Genomic DNA, 15938 nt, shown 5'->3' on the forward strand with positions numbered 1-15938 from the left:
GTAGAGAGGGCGTGTGCTTAGGAGAGTTATAGAGCATAACTCCAATAAGCCGATTCATGGTTTGTGAAGCGCCGGTTTCTACGTATTCTCCCCCGTCTATGGAGGTATGCGGCGATGTCTAAAGTGCGTTCGTTTCCCGATCCGTGGATTCTCATATCCACACTGCTTATTTTGACGATCGGCGTTGTGATGGTGTACAGCGCCAGCGCGGTTTTGGCTTTTCACGACTATGGGGACTATTATTACTATTTGAAGCGCCAGCTGATTTTTGCCGTTCTGGGCATAGCCGCGATGTTTGTTACGATGAACCTCGACTACTGGGTATGGAAAAAGTATGCGAAAGTCGGCCTCATCGTCTGTTTCGCGCTGCTCGTTATCGTCCTTATTCCCGGAATCGGGGTTGTCCGTGGCGGGGCGCGCAGCTGGCTCGGCATCGGCTCTCTGGGGATTCAGCCGTCCGAGTTTATGAAGCTGGGCATGATCGTATTTCTGGCGAAATGGCTGTCCGAGGACCAGTCGAAAATAACCGAGTTTACGCGCGGGCTTGTGCCGCCTCTCGGCATTATGGGGCTTGCTTTCGGGATGATTATGCTGCAGCCCGATCTCGGAACGGGCGTCGTTCTTGTCGGTGCGTCGCTGCTTATCATTTTCACCGCAGGTGCCCGGATCTCGCACTTATCGTACCTCGCTCTGGTTGGGGTGGCCGGGTTTGTCGGGCTGATCGCTGCGGCGCCTTACCGGCTCAAGCGGATCACCGCTTTCCTCGATCCTTGGCAGGACCCGCTCGGAGCGGGGTATCAGTCGATTCAGTCTTTATACGCGATTGGCCCCGGAGGGCTGGCCGGACTCGGGCTCGGCATGAGCCGGCAAAAGTACAGCTATTTGCCCGAGCCGCAGACGGACTTTATTTTCTCGATCATCGCCGAAGAATTGGGCTTTATCGGCGGTGCCACGATCCTGCTGCTGTTCGCGCTGCTCGTCTGGAGAGGGATGCGGACGGCGATTACCGCTCCCGATTCGTACGGCAGCCTGCTGGCTGTCGGGATCGTCGGGATGATCGCAGTCCAGGTTATTATTAATATCGGCGTCGTTATCGGCATGTTTCCGGTAACCGGAATTACGCTGCCGCTCATCAGCGCAGGAGGCTCGTCACTGACGCTTATGCTGACCGCCATCGGCGTGCTGTTGAATATTTCCCGCTATGCGAGGTGACATCCATGAAATCGATCGTCTTCACCGGCGGAGGCTCGGCGGGCCATGTAACGCCTAATCTGGCGCTTATATCCAGACTGCGCGAGAGCGGCTGGAATGTGAATTACATCGGCTCGGCGGACGGCATCGAGAAAACCATTATCGAGGAAGCCCGCATTCCGTTCCATCCGATCTCGTCGGGAAAGCTTCGCCGTTACTTCGATCTGAAAAATTTCAAAGATCCATTTAAAGTGATCAAGGGCGTCTTCGACGCTTACCGGACTATACGCAAGCTGAAGCCGGACGCCGTCTTTTCCAAAGGCGGCTTCGTGTCCGTTCCGGTTGTCGTGGCGGGCTGGATGAACCGGATTCCCGTCATCATCCATGAGTCGGATATGACGCCGGGGCTGGCCAACAAGCTGTCCGTTCCATTCGCTTCGCACATCTGCGTCACGTTCCCCGAGACGCTGCGCCATATGCCCGGAGGCAAGGCGGAGTGCACGGGGCTGCCGATCCGCGACGAGGTGAAGCGCGGCAGCAAGGCGAAGGGACTCTCACTCTGTGATTTTCACAGCCGGAAGCCGGTATTGTTCATTATGGGCGGCTCTCTCGGGGCGAGAGCGATCAACGAGGCGGTCCGGAGCGGACTCAGCCGGCTGCTCGAGACGTTTCAGATCGTACATCTGTGCGGCAAAGGCCATGCGGACCCGCAGCTGAACGGCGTCCGCGGCTACCGGCAATTCGAATACGTGACGACCGAGCTGCCCGATCTGCTGGCCATGGCCGACGTTGTCGTATCCCGTTCGGGCTCGACGTCCATCTTCGAATTTTTGTCGCTGCGCAAACCGATGCTGCTTGTTCCGCTGTCCAAAAACGCTTCCCGGGGCGACCAGATCCTCAACGCGGAATCGTTCCGCAGCCAAGGCTTCTCCGATGTGCTGGAGGAGGAGCAGCTAACGTCCGATACGCTGCTGGACGGCTTGCTTCGTCTCTATGAGCAGCGGGAAACCTACATCAACCGGATGAACGCGTATTCCAATCAGGACAGCGTCATGCAAATCATCGCCCTGATCGAGCGGCTGTCCGAGGCCCGGAGCTGACCGCGATGCTTGCTCCGCAGCCGCGCCCCGCTTATCCGCGCCCGCACAGATGGGCGTTTGTCACACATCCGGCCCTCTTACATACTATACACTATAACCGTGACAGACACCGGGATACCGCTATATGCACGATGCGGAAACATAACCGTATTTTCTCGAAGTGTTCGGACCTTAGGGCGTACCCGCGTCTGCAGACGTTCGACGTTCGTTCAGGCAGGTCCCAAGGCGTTCCCGTGAAGGAGGTTCACCCATGCTGCAGGTAATCCAAGATTTGCAGGCTGCACAAGTAGGCGAAGTGATGCAAAACGAACCGCTCGCTGACTACACGACCTGGAAGATCGGCGGTCCCGCCGACGTTCTGGTCGTACCGAACGGCAAAGAGGAGCTGGCTGAGACGATGCGCATCCTGCATCGGCACGGCGAATCGTTTATGACGATCGGCCGCGGCTCCAATATGCTCGTATCCGACAAAGGCGTACGCGGCTTCGTGATCAAGCTCGGCAAAGGTCTCGACCAGATCCGGTTCGATGATCAGGTTGTTACGGCCGGCGGAGCTGTGTCACTCATCCCCTTGTGCGTTAAGGTCGGCAGAGAAGGACTTACCGGGCTGGAATTCGCAGGGGGCATTCCAGGCACTGTGGGCGGAGCCGTCTACATGAACGCCGGGGCTCACGGTTCGGATATGTCACGTATTCTCAAAGAAGCCGAAATTGTACTGGAAACCGGAGAGACGATACGCCTGCGTAACGATGAGATGGAGTTTGGATACCGGCATTCGCTGCTCCACAGGCGGCCCGGGATCGTGACGGAAGCCGTCCTGGAACTAAAGCACGGAGACCGGAAAGAAATTTCCGCCGCTATGGCATCCAACAAAGCCCGCCGCATTCATACCCAGCCGCTGACGCTTGCGACGGCCGGGAGCACGTTCCGCAATCCGGAGGGGACGTTTGCCGCGAAGCTGATTGAGGAGGCCGGGCTGAAAGGCTACCGTGTAGGCGGGGCGGAAGTGTCACCGCAACATGCCAACTTCATCATCAACACCGGAGGCGCGACGGCGAATGATGTATTGCAACTGATGGACCATATACGAAGCACTGTACTCGGAAAGTTCGGCGTCACCCTAGTGCCGGAAGTATGGATCGCAGGGGAAAAGTAACGCTGGTTATTCCGGTTCCCGGCTTGCAAGGCAGGCTTTCGGGAGGGTATAACATTGGAGAAGCTGGTTATCGAAGGCGGGAAGCCCTTGTCCGGCAATGTCCGGATTCACGGCGCCAAAAACGCTGCGCTGCCGATCCTCGCGGCATGTACGATGGCGGAAGGCGTTCACCGGATCGGAAACGTGCCGGATCTGCTCGATATTCATGTCATGCTGGACATTTTGCGCGCACTCGGCTGCAAGGCGGAGCTGAAGGACGATGTCGTTTCGCTGGAAACGTCTTCGGCCCAGTCGTCGCATATTCCCGAGGAATTAATGCGCCAGATGCGGTCATCGATCTTTTTGATGGGGCCGCTGCTCAGCAGGTTCGGCCATGTGCAAGTGTATCAGCCGGGAGGCTGCGCCATCGGGGAACGCAAGATCGACTTGCATCTGAAGGGCCTGCAGGCGCTTGGAGCGAAAATCGAAGAGTCGGGAAATACGATCAAGTGCAGCGTAGACCGGCTTAGAGGAACCGATATTACGCTCGATTTCCCAAGCGTCGGGGCGACGGAAAACATCATGATGGCTGCGGCTTTGGCGGAAGGCGTTACGACGATTTCCAATGCGGCGCGCGAGCCGGAGATTCAAGATCTGCAAAACTTTTTGAACGCCATGGGAGCCAAAATGATCGGTGCCGGCACGGACACGATAACGATCGAAGGAGTGGAGCGGCTTACGCCCCGGGCTTACCGGGTCATTCCGGACCGGATCGTAACGGGCACGCTGATGGTCGCAGCTGCGGCAACGCGGGGCAGTGTCACTTTGGAGAACGTGTGTCCGGCTCACCTGACTTCGGTCATTCACGTCCTTAAGCGCGCGGGTGTTCAAATCGTCGCTAGCGATGATATAATACACGTAAGCAATTCTTCCAGACCGCGAGCCGTCGAACGAATCGTAACTTCGCCTCACCCGTCGTTCCCTACTGATCTTCAGGCGCAGTTGATGGTGCTCCTGGCGCTTGCCGACGGAATCAGCGTCGTTAAGGAGACGGTGTTCGAAGGCCGCTTCAAGCACGTCGACGAGCTTTCCCGCATGGGCGCCGATGTGCGGGTCGATCTGAACAGCGCTTTTATTCGCGGGGTACCGCGATTGTATGGGGCGACGGTCGAAGCGACCGACTTGCGCGCCGGAGCCGCGCTCGTGATTGCCGGCCTGGCGGCGGCTGGCACGACCATCGTCGAGCAGATTCATCATATCGACCGCGGATACGACCAGATCGAGATCATGTTCAGCAGGCTCGGAGCGAAGATCGAACGTTTCAGCCCTGTACGTCATTTGAAAGTTCCATAAGCCGTTTGCGGCATCGCCAGAAGCTCCCCTTCTCCTACAGGAAGGGGATGAACGGCGTTTTAACGTTTTTGCGCGTTACGATCGGAGGTTTTCGATTTGCAGGAAAGAATGCCCGTACTGCGGGAAGAGAAGCGGAGGCCCCGCAGCAGCCGGAAGCTGATCGTTTTTTTGGTGCTGCTGTTTATCTCGCTGTTGGCCGTGCTGTTTTTCCGTTCGTCTCTCAGCAAGATCGCCCAGATCGAGATTACCGGCAATTTGGCCCTGACGACCGAAGAAATCGGACAAGTGCTCAGCATATCGGTCGGAGACAACTTTTTTCCGTTCCGTTCGGCTAGCGTCGAAGCTCGCGTGCGCCAGCTGCAGGCCGTCGAGAACGTGGCCGTGAGCAAAAAGTTTCCGGGGCTGGTGCGAGTGGCAGTCGAGGAATATCCTCGCGTCGCTTTCCAGATCAATTCGTCGGGCGGTAAAGACATGCTGCTGTCCAACGGCCTGGCCATTCCCGTGAACGACCCCGGTGTCGTGGTGGACAAGCCGATCTTGTCCGGTTGGAGCGACAGCGACCCGTGGAAGGCGAAGCTGACGGAGACGCTCCGGCGTTTATCGGACAAGACGCTCGCCGAAATATCCGAAATCAAGCCTTCCCCTACCAAAACCTACGAAGATAAAATTAAAATGTACACCCGCTCCCAATTCGAAGTTTATACGACGATCACCTACTTGCCGGACAAAATCCAATACCTCGACGAGATGATCGAGCAGGTGGCGGAGAAGGACGTATCTTCCGGCGTGTTCGAACTTTTGGAAGCCAATACCCATATTCCGTTCGACATGTACTACACCCAGCCGCAGGACCCCGCCAAAGAGGCGGACAAGAAAAGCGGTTCCGCGTCAAATACGACAAAAAACGATACCAAAGATCCCCAGAAAAAAGGAAACTGAACCGAATACTATGTCAGGGGGCGAACAGTCGCCTCCTCTTTTCCGTTTGGTTAAGGGTACGTTACATATTTACCTGTATCTGGATGGCGTTCCGGCGGCTTGATTGCATCTAAAAAAGAACTACTCTTTCCTATTAAAAAATGGTAGAATTGTAGTTATGGGATCTACCAGCCACTCGATTTTTCACTCTTAAATTGGAAATAATTGATACGCCCGAATCCTCATAAAAAATTGTTGAAAAAAGAGGGAAACTATAAACCGTGTGGAATATGTACAAAGGTGTTTTTTGCGACACCGACATTTATCTGAATTGCTGGGAGGTGCCACGGGTTGAGCAGCAATGACATCATTGTGAGTTTGGACATTGGTACGTCCAAAGTGCGAGCGATTATCGGCGAAATGAACAACGGCGCCATTAATATAATCGGAGTTGGATCTGCCGACTCGGAGGGTATTCGTAAGGGTGCTATCGTGGACATCGATCAGACCGTCCATTCGATACGGAGCGCAATTGATCATGCAGAGCGTATGGTAGGGATTCAAATTTCGGAAGTGTATGTCGGCATAGCCGGTAATCATATCGCTTTACAGTCGAGTCACGGGGTAGTAGCCGTGTCGAACGAAGACCGGGAGATTGGCGAGGAAGATATCGAGCGGGTGCTGCAAGCCGCAAAGGTTATCGCGCTTCCTCCGGAGCGGGAAATTATTGGCGTTGTGCCGAATCAGTACGTAGTTGACGGTTTGGAGGGAATTCAAGACCCCAGAGGGATGATAGGCGTCCGGCTCGAAGTCGAAGCGACGATTATAACCGGCACGAAGACATCCATACATAATTTGCTTCGCTGCGTAGAGAAATCGGGACTGCGCGTTTCCGGCATCGTCCTCATGTCTCTGGCTTCGGGTCAGCTCTGCTTGTCCAAGGACGAGAAGACGGTGGGGACGCTGCTGGTCGACATCGGCGCAGGTGCTACGACGATAGCGGTGTACGAGGAAGGCAGCCTTATCGCCACGTCCACCTTGCCGATCGGCGGAGAATATATTACAAACGATATCTCGATCGGACTTCGGACACAACTCGACATTGCCGAGAAGATTAAGCTCAAGTTTGGCTGCGCCATCATCGACGACGCGGCAGCGGACCAAATTTTCAAGGTGAACCGGATGGGCAGCAACGTGGACAAAGAATATTCCCAGGTTGACTTGGCCCATATTATCGAACCCCGGGTTCAAGAGATTTTTCAGTTGATTCGTGCCGAGGCTCATCGTCTCGGTTATGGGGAAGCGCCGGGAGGTTACGTACTGACCGGCGGTGCCGTGTCGATGCCGGGTGTGCTGGAGATCGCACAGATGGAGCTCGAGAACTCGGTCCGCATGGCGGTGCCCGATTTTATCGGGGTTCGCGATCCGGCTTACATGAGCGGAGTCGGCATCATTCATTACGTTTCCAAGTTCGCGCGCCAGCGTCCGAGCACGGCAACCGTCAAGAAGCTTCCGGCCGTGAGCAAAAAATCGTCGTCTGCCAAAGAAGGGAAGCCCGGGCTGTTCGAACGGATTAAAAATTATTTGAGCGAATTTATTTAAACTCTCGCGGCAAACGAACACAAGCAATTGAGGGAGGATAACACTTGTATGTTTGAAATCGATTTGGGTAACGAATCGCTTGCGCAGATCAAGGTAATCGGCGTAGGCGGCGGCGGGAGCAATGCAGTAAACCGGATGATCGAATTCGGCCTGAAGGGCGTAGAATTTATAACGGCCAATACGGATGCTCAAGCTTTGCAGACGGCGAAGTCCGATACAAAGGTGCAGCTTGGCGAGAAGCTGACTCGCGGTCTTGGTGCAGGCGCCAATCCGGATGTAGGCAAAAAAGCGGCTGAGGAATCCCGTGAGGTTCTTGTAAATGCGCTTCGCGGCGCAGATATGGTGTTCGTAACTGCCGGAATGGGCGGAGGAACCGGTACTGGTGCCGCTCCGGTTATTGCTGAGATTGCCAAAGAATGCGGAGCACTGACCGTAGGCGTTGTTACGCGTCCGTTTACGTTCGAAGGACGCAAACGTTCCGCACAAGCCGAGCAAGGCATTAATGCTTTGAAGGAAAAGGTAGATACGCTGATTGTCATTCCAAATGACCGGCTGCTCGAAATTATCGATAAAAAGACACCGATGCTGGAAGCGTTCCGCGAAGCGGACAACGTCCTCCGTCAAGGGGTCAAAGGGATCTCGGATTTGATCGCTGTTCCCGGTATGATCAACCTAGACTTTGCTGATGTCAAAACGATTATGACCGAACGCGGCTCTGCGCTGATGGGAATCGGCGTCGCTACCGGAGAAAATCGCGCTGCCGAAGCGGCAAAAAAGGCTATTATGAGCCCGCTTCTTGAAACATCGATCGACGGTGCGCACGGCGTTCTGATGAACATTACCGGCGGAGTGAACTTGAGCTTGTATGAAGTAAACGAAGCGGCGGATATTGTCGCCTCGGCATCCGACCCTGAGGTCAACATGATTTTCGGTGCAAGCATCGACGAAAAGCTGACGGACGAGATTATGGTAACCGTTATTGCCACCGGGTTCGAGCATAAGCCGGCGCAGATTCCACAGCAGCCGCAGCGGCGCCCAGGTCTTGGTGGAAGTGCGGAACAGCCGGCTGACAAATCGCAAGGAGGCCTTCGTCCGTTTGGAAGCGGCCAGCCTGCGGGCGACCAGCTCGACATTCCAACCTTTTTGCGCAACCGCGGGAAGAACAATCCTTCCGGCCGTTAATCACAGCAGAGCCAGAGCACCTCATTCGCATACGATTCCCGTAAATACCCGGCCCGGCCTATATGGTCGGGTTTTTTGAGTTGACTATCCAGGATGTTAAAGTTCCTCACTACGGTAAAGGGGAGAAGGAGCTCCTTCCTTGTCGGGTAAGCAAGTATCACAAGTACGTTCATCACGGTTGGGTGGCCGTTTGGACTTTCTGCTCGGTTTCAAGAGGGGAAGGAACCAAATAGGGTCGGTTTGTACCCTTTATTTTGTCCTAAGCCTACTTGGATGGGGAAATAAGAGCGGTTCAGAGCTCCTAATATTCTCGAAAAAGGCGCAGACTCCACCAGTTGGCTGAAATAAGGGGGCAAACCGCCTCTATCCGTTCTAGTTTGTCGAAAAGATCGAAAATAGGAGGTGACAAAGTGACAAAGACTCCTATCTTGTTCGTGCAGCTATATTTCAAGCTGCGCGGACCTCGAATATGAAAACGAGTGTCCTTACCAAGTGTCGTTACCACCTTGGGAGTACATGTGCCGGGATGAGTAATCCTGTGTTAAGTTGCAGAACAGTTCCCGATGATTTCTGAAATCTCGCTGCCTATTCCCATACCCTCGGTAAAAAACACCATATTCCGCCATTCTTTCCTTGCCGCTGTGCAGGAAATTCGTTTTCTTGCGCGATTGGTCGTTTGATTATGTTGTTTTATAGTGTTATTTATTTTGTTTATGCGATAAAAGGGAGAAAACCTGCTCAAAAAATTTCGCCAAAAAAAGACGCTTCGTCATGACAAGTTTAGACAGACTTTGAAATATGCTTACTATATACTGATTTCATGAATGGCAGATTCAACTGGAACCAGCCGCAGCTGCCCGGAGCGTACAGGCCTCCGGCGCTTCGATGCGGTGTTTCGTCGTCTTTGCAGCAGGCAGGGGGGAACCGATGGTCGTTTATTTGGATCTGATCTTCCTTGTCAATTTCCTCATCGATGGTGCGATTCTGCTCGCAGCGGCCCGGATTCGTCATATACGGCCGAGCTGGTGGAGAATTGCGGCATCGAGCGCGTTTGGCGCCTCGTACGTTGTGATGATGATGGTGCCCTCCTTATCTTTTATGTTTACGATCGTTTTGAAATGCTTATTTTCGTCGGCCATGATCGTAATCGCTTTCGGTTTCGGCGGACTGCAGACGTTTTTGCGGAATATGGGCGCTTTTTATGTGGTTAGTTTCGCTGTAGCGGGCGGGATGTTCGGCATTTATTATTTCCTCCAGTCGCCGGGGGAAGTGATGAACGGCATTCTTGTCACCCGCTCGGGCGGGCTTGCCCACCGGGTCAATATCGGTTTCTTGTTCGTGGCACTTACGTTTATTCCGTTGTTGTGGCTGTTCCGGGCAGTATTTTTCGGCGCCAAGCGCAGGCGGGAGATGACGCAATATTTGGCGAAAGTCAAAATCCGCATCGACGACTACGAATCGGTATGCACCGGATTGATCGATACGGGCAACCAGCTGTACGACCCGTTGACGCGCACGCCGGTTATGGTTATTGAAGCCACTCAGTGGAGCGATATGCTGCCCGAGTCGTGGATGGCCCGTATTCGTCAGTCGGAGGTGGACCAGCTTGTTGCGGGGATCGGGTCCGATTCGTTCGTCTGGCAGGATCGGCTCCGCCTTATTCCGTACCGGGGGGTGAACCGTGGAACGCAGTTTATGCTAGCTTTGAAGCCTGACAAGGTGGTGATTGTCCATAACGAAACGGAAATCGTAAACGAGCGGGTGCTTGTCGGCCTTGATGGCGGGAAGCTGTGCGCCGACGGATCGTACCAGGCAATCATCCACCCTACATTGGTGCAAATGGAAGCGTAGCGTTTACGTGTACGTAGAGAGAGGCTGGTTTTAAAATAAGGCGCACCCCCGAAACGATTGCGAGTAAGCCGGCTTTTCTATAAAAAGCCCGGAAGATGCTTACGAAGCTGGCTTTTCGTAGAAAAGCCCTTAACTTACAATTAAGCTTTTCACTGAAAAGCCTTCAGGAGGTATCCCATGCTGCTAAAGTGGAAACTGATCATGCAAGTGCTCTATTACCGTCTGTTGTTCCTCCTCGGTCTGAAGAGCGACGAGATTTATTACATAGGAGGCAGCGAAGCGCTGCCGCCACCGCTGACAAGAGAAGAAGAGGAGTATTTGCTAGGGAAGCTGCCATCCGGAGATGCGGCGATCCGGGCAATGCTCATCGAGCGTAATTTGCGATTGGTCGTGTACATAGCGAGGAAGTTCGAGAACACCGGGATCAATATCGAGGATCTCGTATCGATCGGCGCGATCGGGCTGATTAAAGCCGTGAACACGTTTGATCCGGAGAAAAAAATCAAGCTGGCTACTTACGCTTCCCGTTGTATCGAAAATGAGATTTTGATGTATTTGCGCCGGAACAGCAAAGTCCGGACGGAGGTTTCGTTTGACGAGCCGCTGAACATCGATTGGGACGGCAACGAGCTGCTGCTCTCCGACGTGTTGGGGACGGAGAACGATACGATTTACCGCAATATCGAGGAGCAGGTGGACCGGAAGCTGCTGCATAAAGCGCTCGAGAAGCTGACCGAGCGGGAACGGATCATTATGGAGCTGCGCTTCGGCCTGCAAGACGGGGAAGAGAAAACACAGAAGGATGTTGCCGATATGCTGGGCATCTCCCAATCCTACATCTCCCGGCTGGAGAAACGGATCATCAAGCGGCTGCGCAAGGAGTTCAATAAGATGGTATGAGGAGAAGCGCGAACAGGCTTCTCTTTTTTGTTTGGCTTCCGCCGATTTTTCTTGCGGTGATGAGGGGGCTTTTTGCTTTAGAGAGAGTAAGCTGTAAGCGATTTCCACACCCTTTTCAGGAACGTCAGTTCGCATTCGGAGGCGCATAAAAAAAACTTCCAGGGAGATAATTAACAGTAATGTTTCTCCTTGGGAGGTATTCACGTTGACCCGAAACAAAGTCGAGATCTGTGGTGTTGATACTTCAAAACTGCCTGTTCTGTCCAACGCGGAAATGCGGGAATTGTTCGTACAGCTTCAGACGAGAAACGAACGAGCAGCAAGAGAGAAATTGGTTAACGGCAATCTACGATTGGTCTTAAGCGTTATTCAGCGCTTCAATAACCGTGGGGAATTCGTTGACGACTTGTTTCAAGTCGGCTGCATAGGTCTTATGAAGGCGATCGATAATTTCGATTTGAGTCAAAACGTCAAGTTCTCCACATACGCCGTACCGATGATCATCGGGGAGATCCGGCGTTACCTGCGGGACAACAACCCGATCCGCGTATCCCGCTCGCTTCGCGATATCGCCTACAAAGCGCTGCAGGTACGGGACCAACTGACTAATTCCAATTCGCGGGAGCCGACCGTATACGAAATATCCGAAGCGTTAAATGTTCCGAAGGAAGATGTCGTGTTCGCTCTTGATGCGATTCAGGATCCCGTTTCTTTATTCGAGCCGATTTATCATGACGGCGGAGACCCGATCTATGTGATGGACCAGATAAGCGACGAAAGGAACAAAGACGTGTCGTGGATCGAAGGAATCGCCCTTAGGGAAGCGATGCGCAAACTGAACGATCGTGAGAAAATGATCTTGTCGATGCGTTTTTTCGAAGGAAAAACCCAGATGGAAGTGGCCGACGAAATCGGCATCTCTCAGGCGCAAGTGTCCCGGCTTGAAAAGTCGGCAATTTCACAAATGCAGAAGCACGTTAAAACCTGATCCGATCCGAAACTAGTTTGTACCGAAAGAACGGACTACACGCGTTATCCCCGTTCAAGCACTACTATACAAGCGACAAACCTCCAAGCCCATTGGTATTGACCGCAGTACGGGGCTGGAGGTTTTTTTAACTTTAAACATGGATGAGGGGGAACCGAGTAAGAGTGGTTTGCACCCCTTTTTTTGACCGAAAGCCCGCTTGGACACGGAATAAGAGCGGTTTGAAGCTTCTAATATCCGCGAAACGGGTACAGACCCCTTCGGCGGGCGGAAATAGGGGGTGCAAACCGCCTCTATTTGTCTCTGTCCCCCCAATATGCCGAAAATAAGGGGTGCCAGAGACTCTTATTTTGTGAGCTAGCTCCCGATTTAGACAGATGCGCATCAAACTTCAGCGACGCCGAACATGTGCTCTTCGCAAATACGGGTTACGTGCTGCATCTGAAGTCGAGTTCTGGTTGTATCCCTAATTCTTCCTCTAGATGAACATGACTTCAATGAGCGGCTTCAGCGAAGGTACCCATTTCCTCCCGCGGACAAACGTTTGGGCTTGAACGTCAGAAGATCGCCCGTACGCCGTTTCCTGGCGGTTTCTCTTACCGGTTTTACGATTTTTAACATAATCGTACGCACGAACTACCGCTTGCACGGCTGCTTTTCCGGTCAGGACCGTTCCTTCGCTTTCGGCCAATAGACAGGCCCTGGCATATTTACCTCACTTTTTCAGCTTGTCAGCACGGAGGAGCAGGACATTTTGCCCGTATGTCACATATACTGGTATAGAGCCCAGTCGTGTCGATCCTGATCTTGCGTGTAACCGCATCGTGCGGAGAATTTGACAGGTTCGGCGGCCGGCAGCTCCCATCCTCTGCGATTCGTGGTGATTGGACTTGAAAATATCGGACTTCCAATCGAAAGACGTCATCAATATCGTCGACGGCAAAAAGCTCGGTCAAATTAGCGATCTCGAGCTCGATTTGCGGCAGGGCCGGATCGAGTCCATCGTCGTGCCGAATCAGAGCAAGTTTTTTGGTTTCCTCGGCGGGGGGACGGATGTGGTCATACCGTGGCGGAACATAGTAAAAATCGGGATGGACGTCGTGCTCGTCAAACTGGATGATGCGAGAGCCTACCGGGTCGAAGGCGATAACGAGTTCCAGGACGACCAGCGGTCGTACCGGTCTTAGAACGGACGAGAACGCGGAAGCACGCCTTCCTGGCGGTGCCGGCTGGCTTGTCGGCTCTGCCGGACGGCGTCGTCCGGATATGATATACTGGATGCCGAGAGGAGAGGACAAGCGTTGCCATTGGAACCTTTTCAATTGACCCGTAAACCGGGAGAACCGGCGTACGTTACGATAGAACGATGGGAGCGGGAGCATCCCGGCATTAGCGCGGGGATGACGACCCGGATCGGAGGCGTAAGCGGCCCGCCTTACGGAACGCTGAACTGCGCTCTGCATATCCAGGACGAGCCGGTTGACGTGATCGAGAACCGGAGACGGCTTGGCGAGACGTTAGGCTGGCCGTTTGAAGCCTGGACCTGCGGAGAACAGGTGCACGACCGGCAGGTGGCCGTCGTGACGCTGGCCAACAGGGGGAAGGGCCGTGAATCCCGCGAAGATGCGTTTGCGCATACCGATGCGATCGTTACCAACGAGCCGGGAATATGGCTCACTTCCTTTTATGCCGACTGCGTTCCGCTTTATTTTTTCGATCCGGTGCGACAGGCAGTCGGCCTCGCGCATGCCGGTTGGAAAGGCACGGTGCTGCGCATTGCAAGCGAGACGATCCGGACGATGTCCGAAGCATACGGCACCGATCCGTCCGACGTGATGACTGCAATCGGACCATCCATCGGCATGTGCTGTTATGAAGTGGACGATGCGGTTATAGCGAGGATCGATTCCTGTCTGGACGAGATCGGCGCAGAGCCTGGTGTCCATTCATACGTATACCGTCCCGGAGCGGAGTACGGGAAGTGGATGCTGAGCTTGCAAGAAATGAACAGACAAATTATGATAAAAGCAGGAATATTGCCGACGCATATCGAAATATGTGGGATGTGTACCGGCTGCCGCACGGATCTGTTCTTTTCCCACCGGAAGGAGAACGGGGCGACGGGTCGTATGGCATCTTGGATCGGACTAAGAAGCGCGAGTCAGCGGTAACGGAAAGGATTGGACAAGTTGGGCATGCTGGAACGAATTCGCCAAGTGGATGCGCGCATCACGCAGTCGTGTGAACGAAGCGGGCGCGACCGCAAGGACGTTAATGTAATTGCTGTTACGAAGTATGTATCGATTGACACAACGCGGGAAGCGGTCCAATGCGGACTGAAGCACCTCGGCGAGAACCGCTGGCAGGATGCCCAGGCGAAGTGGGAAGCTATCGGCTCCGAGGCGGCGTGGCATTTCATCGGTCATCTGCAGACGAATAAAGTAAAAGACGTGATCGGAAAGTTCGCTGCCATACATTCACTCGACCGGCTGTCTCTGGCCAAAGAGGTGGACAAGCATGCCGCGAAGCTCGGAACGGTCGCCGACTGCTTTTTGCAGGTGAACGTATCCGGCGAACAGTCGAAGTACGGCTTGGCGCCGGAGCAGCTGATCCCGTTCGCCGAGCAGTTGTCCGGCTACCCGAATATCCGTGTGATCGGTCTGATGACGATGGCGCCGTTCGAGGCCGAAGCGGAAGAGACCAGGCCGGTGTTCCGGGGACTGCGCGAGCTGCGGGACCGGCTCAATTCGCAAGGAACGCTCGGGTACCCGGTGCCGCACTTGTCGATGGGGATGTCCAACGATTTCGAGGTGGCGATTGAGGAAGGGGCGACCTGGATTCGGCTGGGAACGGTTTTGGTCGGAAAGGAAGGATAAGCTCCGCTGCCGCCAATTCCATAACGAGGACGGCTCCGTACGAATCGTACGAATGAAATCGTTCATAAAGGAGGACAATCGTAATGGGAGTTATGAATCGATTTTTGAATTTCGTCGGCTTGCAGGATGAAGAGGAAGTTGTCGTGGATCGCGACCAGAACCGGGTAAACGACGAGATGGAAGATGCTGAAACCGTTCCTTCCGACATGCGTAAAAGTAATAAGGGAAATATCGTCAGCATCCATTCCCAGCGCAACGTCCGGGTCGTGCTGACCGAGCCGCGCTCCTACGAGGAGACGCAGGAGATCGCCGATCAGTTGCGTTCGCGCCGGCCTGTTGTCGTCAATTTGCAGCGGGTCCGGACGGATCAGGCGATCCGCATCGTCGATTTTTTGAGCGGCACCGTATACGCTTTGAATGGGGGAATTTCGAAGATCGGTCCGAATATATTTTTGTGCACTCCGGATTCGGTTGAAATTCAAGGCGCTATTTCGGAAATGCTGCATGATCAAGAGTGAAATTTGTAGATTGAGGTGAAAGTATTGAGCCCGGGAACGATCGAATCCATTATAGGGTATATTGGACAGCTGGGAACGGTGTATACGTATTTGATTATCGCGTACATTTTGCTTTCCTGGCTGCCCAACGCCCGCGACAGCTTTATCGGTGAAATATTGGGGAAGCTCGTTGAGCCTTATTTGACGCCATTTCGCCGGTTCATACCGCCCATCGGCGGAATGATCGACATCTCTCCGATCGTAGCCCTGATTGCGCTTCGGTTTGTCATTGCGGGATTGCAGGCCGTCGTTAGTTATTTACTTAACATGTTCAGTTGAGGTGAC

General features: G+C 53.9%; 15 protein-coding genes. All 15 read left to right on the forward strand.

Annotated features, from left to right (window positions below):
• The first annotated feature begins 114 nt into the window (after positions 1–114).
• The 15 genes from spoVE to IDH45_RS07545 all read left to right on the forward strand — a co-directional run bounded on the left by spoVE (position 115) and on the right by IDH45_RS07545 (position 15932).
• Positions 115–1212, forward strand: a complete 1098-nt coding sequence (gene spoVE / locus IDH45_RS07475; protein ID WP_190926161.1) for a stage V sporulation protein E — start codon at positions 115–117, stop codon at positions 1210–1212.
• A 5-nt stretch (positions 1213–1217) separates the two neighbouring features.
• The gene (locus IDH45_RS07480; RefSeq protein ID WP_190926162.1) at positions 1218–2291 is read left to right on the forward strand and encodes an undecaprenyldiphospho-muramoylpentapeptide beta-N-acetylglucosaminyltransferase; all 1074 of its coding nucleotides are present in this window, start codon (positions 1218–1220) and stop codon (positions 2289–2291) included.
• 250 nt (positions 2292–2541) lie between these two features.
• The gene (gene murB / locus IDH45_RS07485) at positions 2542–3447 is read left to right on the forward strand and encodes a UDP-N-acetylmuramate dehydrogenase (RefSeq protein WP_190926163.1); all 906 of its coding nucleotides are present in this window, start codon (positions 2542–2544) and stop codon (positions 3445–3447) included.
• A 54-nt stretch (positions 3448–3501) separates the two neighbouring features.
• Complete coding sequence (gene murA, locus IDH45_RS07490) at positions 3502–4779, forward strand: UDP-N-acetylglucosamine 1-carboxyvinyltransferase (protein ID WP_190926165.1); 1278 nt, start codon at positions 3502–3504, stop codon at positions 4777–4779.
• Positions 4780–4875: 96 nt separating this feature from the next.
• Positions 4876–5718: a cell division protein FtsQ/DivIB gene (locus tag IDH45_RS07495; RefSeq protein WP_190926167.1), complete on the forward strand. Its 843-nt coding sequence runs from the start codon at positions 4876–4878 to the stop codon at positions 5716–5718.
• A gap of 330 nt (positions 5719–6048) precedes the next feature.
• Complete coding sequence (gene ftsA / locus IDH45_RS07500; protein ID WP_190926169.1) at positions 6049–7299, forward strand: cell division protein FtsA; 1251 nt, start codon at positions 6049–6051, stop codon at positions 7297–7299.
• 48 nt (positions 7300–7347) lie between these two features.
• Positions 7348–8481, forward strand: coding sequence for a cell division protein FtsZ (ftsZ, locus tag IDH45_RS07505; protein WP_190926172.1), 1134 nt, complete (start codon positions 7348–7350; stop codon positions 8479–8481).
• A gap of 927 nt (positions 8482–9408) precedes the next feature.
• Positions 9409–10332 carry a sigma-E processing peptidase SpoIIGA gene (spoIIGA, locus tag IDH45_RS07510; RefSeq protein ID WP_190926174.1) on the forward strand — a complete coding sequence of 308 codons (924 nt, stop codon included), beginning with the start codon at positions 9409–9411 and terminating at the stop codon, positions 10330–10332.
• A gap of 177 nt (positions 10333–10509) precedes the next feature.
• Positions 10510–11232, forward strand: a complete 723-nt coding sequence (gene sigE, locus IDH45_RS07515) for an RNA polymerase sporulation sigma factor SigE (protein WP_190926176.1) — start codon at positions 10510–10512, stop codon at positions 11230–11232.
• A gap of 205 nt (positions 11233–11437) precedes the next feature.
• Positions 11438–12220, forward strand: coding sequence for an RNA polymerase sporulation sigma factor SigG (gene sigG / locus IDH45_RS07520; protein WP_190926178.1), 783 nt, complete (start codon positions 11438–11440; stop codon positions 12218–12220).
• Positions 12221–13110: 890 nt separating this feature from the next.
• Complete coding sequence (locus IDH45_RS07525; RefSeq protein ID WP_190926180.1) at positions 13111–13407, forward strand: YlmC/YmxH family sporulation protein; 297 nt, start codon at positions 13111–13113, stop codon at positions 13405–13407.
• Positions 13408–13521: 114 nt separating this feature from the next.
• Positions 13522–14391 carry a peptidoglycan editing factor PgeF gene (gene pgeF / locus IDH45_RS07530; RefSeq protein WP_223836454.1) on the forward strand — a complete coding sequence of 290 codons (870 nt, stop codon included), beginning with the start codon at positions 13522–13524 and terminating at the stop codon, positions 14389–14391.
• 18 nt (positions 14392–14409) lie between these two features.
• Entirely contained in the window at positions 14410–15096 is a 687-nt protein-coding gene (locus IDH45_RS07535) for a YggS family pyridoxal phosphate-dependent enzyme (protein WP_397326996.1), read from the forward strand.
• Positions 15097–15179: 83 nt separating this feature from the next.
• On the forward strand, positions 15180–15614 hold the full coding sequence (locus IDH45_RS07540) for a cell division protein SepF (protein WP_190926184.1): 435 nt from the start codon (positions 15180–15182) through the stop codon (positions 15612–15614).
• Between the two features lie 24 nt (positions 15615–15638).
• Positions 15639–15932, forward strand: a complete 294-nt coding sequence (locus tag IDH45_RS07545; RefSeq protein ID WP_223836455.1) for a YggT family protein — start codon at positions 15639–15641, stop codon at positions 15930–15932.
• Positions 15933–15938 lie beyond the last annotated feature (6 nt).

This window comes from Paenibacillus oceani, assembly GCF_014705615.1.
GTDB lineage: Bacteria > Bacillota > Bacilli > Paenibacillales > NBRC-103111 > Paenibacillus_AB > Paenibacillus_AB oceani.

What these genes read in the sequence shown, in the direction of transcription:
- spoVE (WP_190926161.1), top strand. Translation starts at nt 115, where the DNA reads ATGTCTAAAGTGCGTTCGTTTCCCGATCCGTGGATTCTCATATCCACA.
- IDH45_RS07480 (WP_190926162.1), top strand. Translation starts at nt 1,218, where the DNA reads ATGAAATCGATCGTCTTCACCGGCGGAGGCTCGGCGGGCCATGTAACG.
- murB (WP_190926163.1), top strand. Translation starts at nt 2,542, where the DNA reads ATGCTGCAGGTAATCCAAGATTTGCAGGCTGCACAAGTAGGCGAAGTG.
- ftsZ (WP_190926172.1), top strand. Translation starts at nt 7,348, where the DNA reads ATGTTTGAAATCGATTTGGGTAACGAATCGCTTGCGCAGATCAAGGTA.
- spoIIGA (WP_190926174.1), top strand. Translation starts at nt 9,409, where the DNA reads ATGGTCGTTTATTTGGATCTGATCTTCCTTGTCAATTTCCTCATCGAT.
- sigE (WP_190926176.1), top strand. Translation starts at nt 10,510, where the DNA reads ATGCTGCTAAAGTGGAAACTGATCATGCAAGTGCTCTATTACCGTCTG.
- IDH45_RS07540 (WP_190926184.1), top strand. Translation starts at nt 15,180, where the DNA reads ATGGGAGTTATGAATCGATTTTTGAATTTCGTCGGCTTGCAGGATGAA.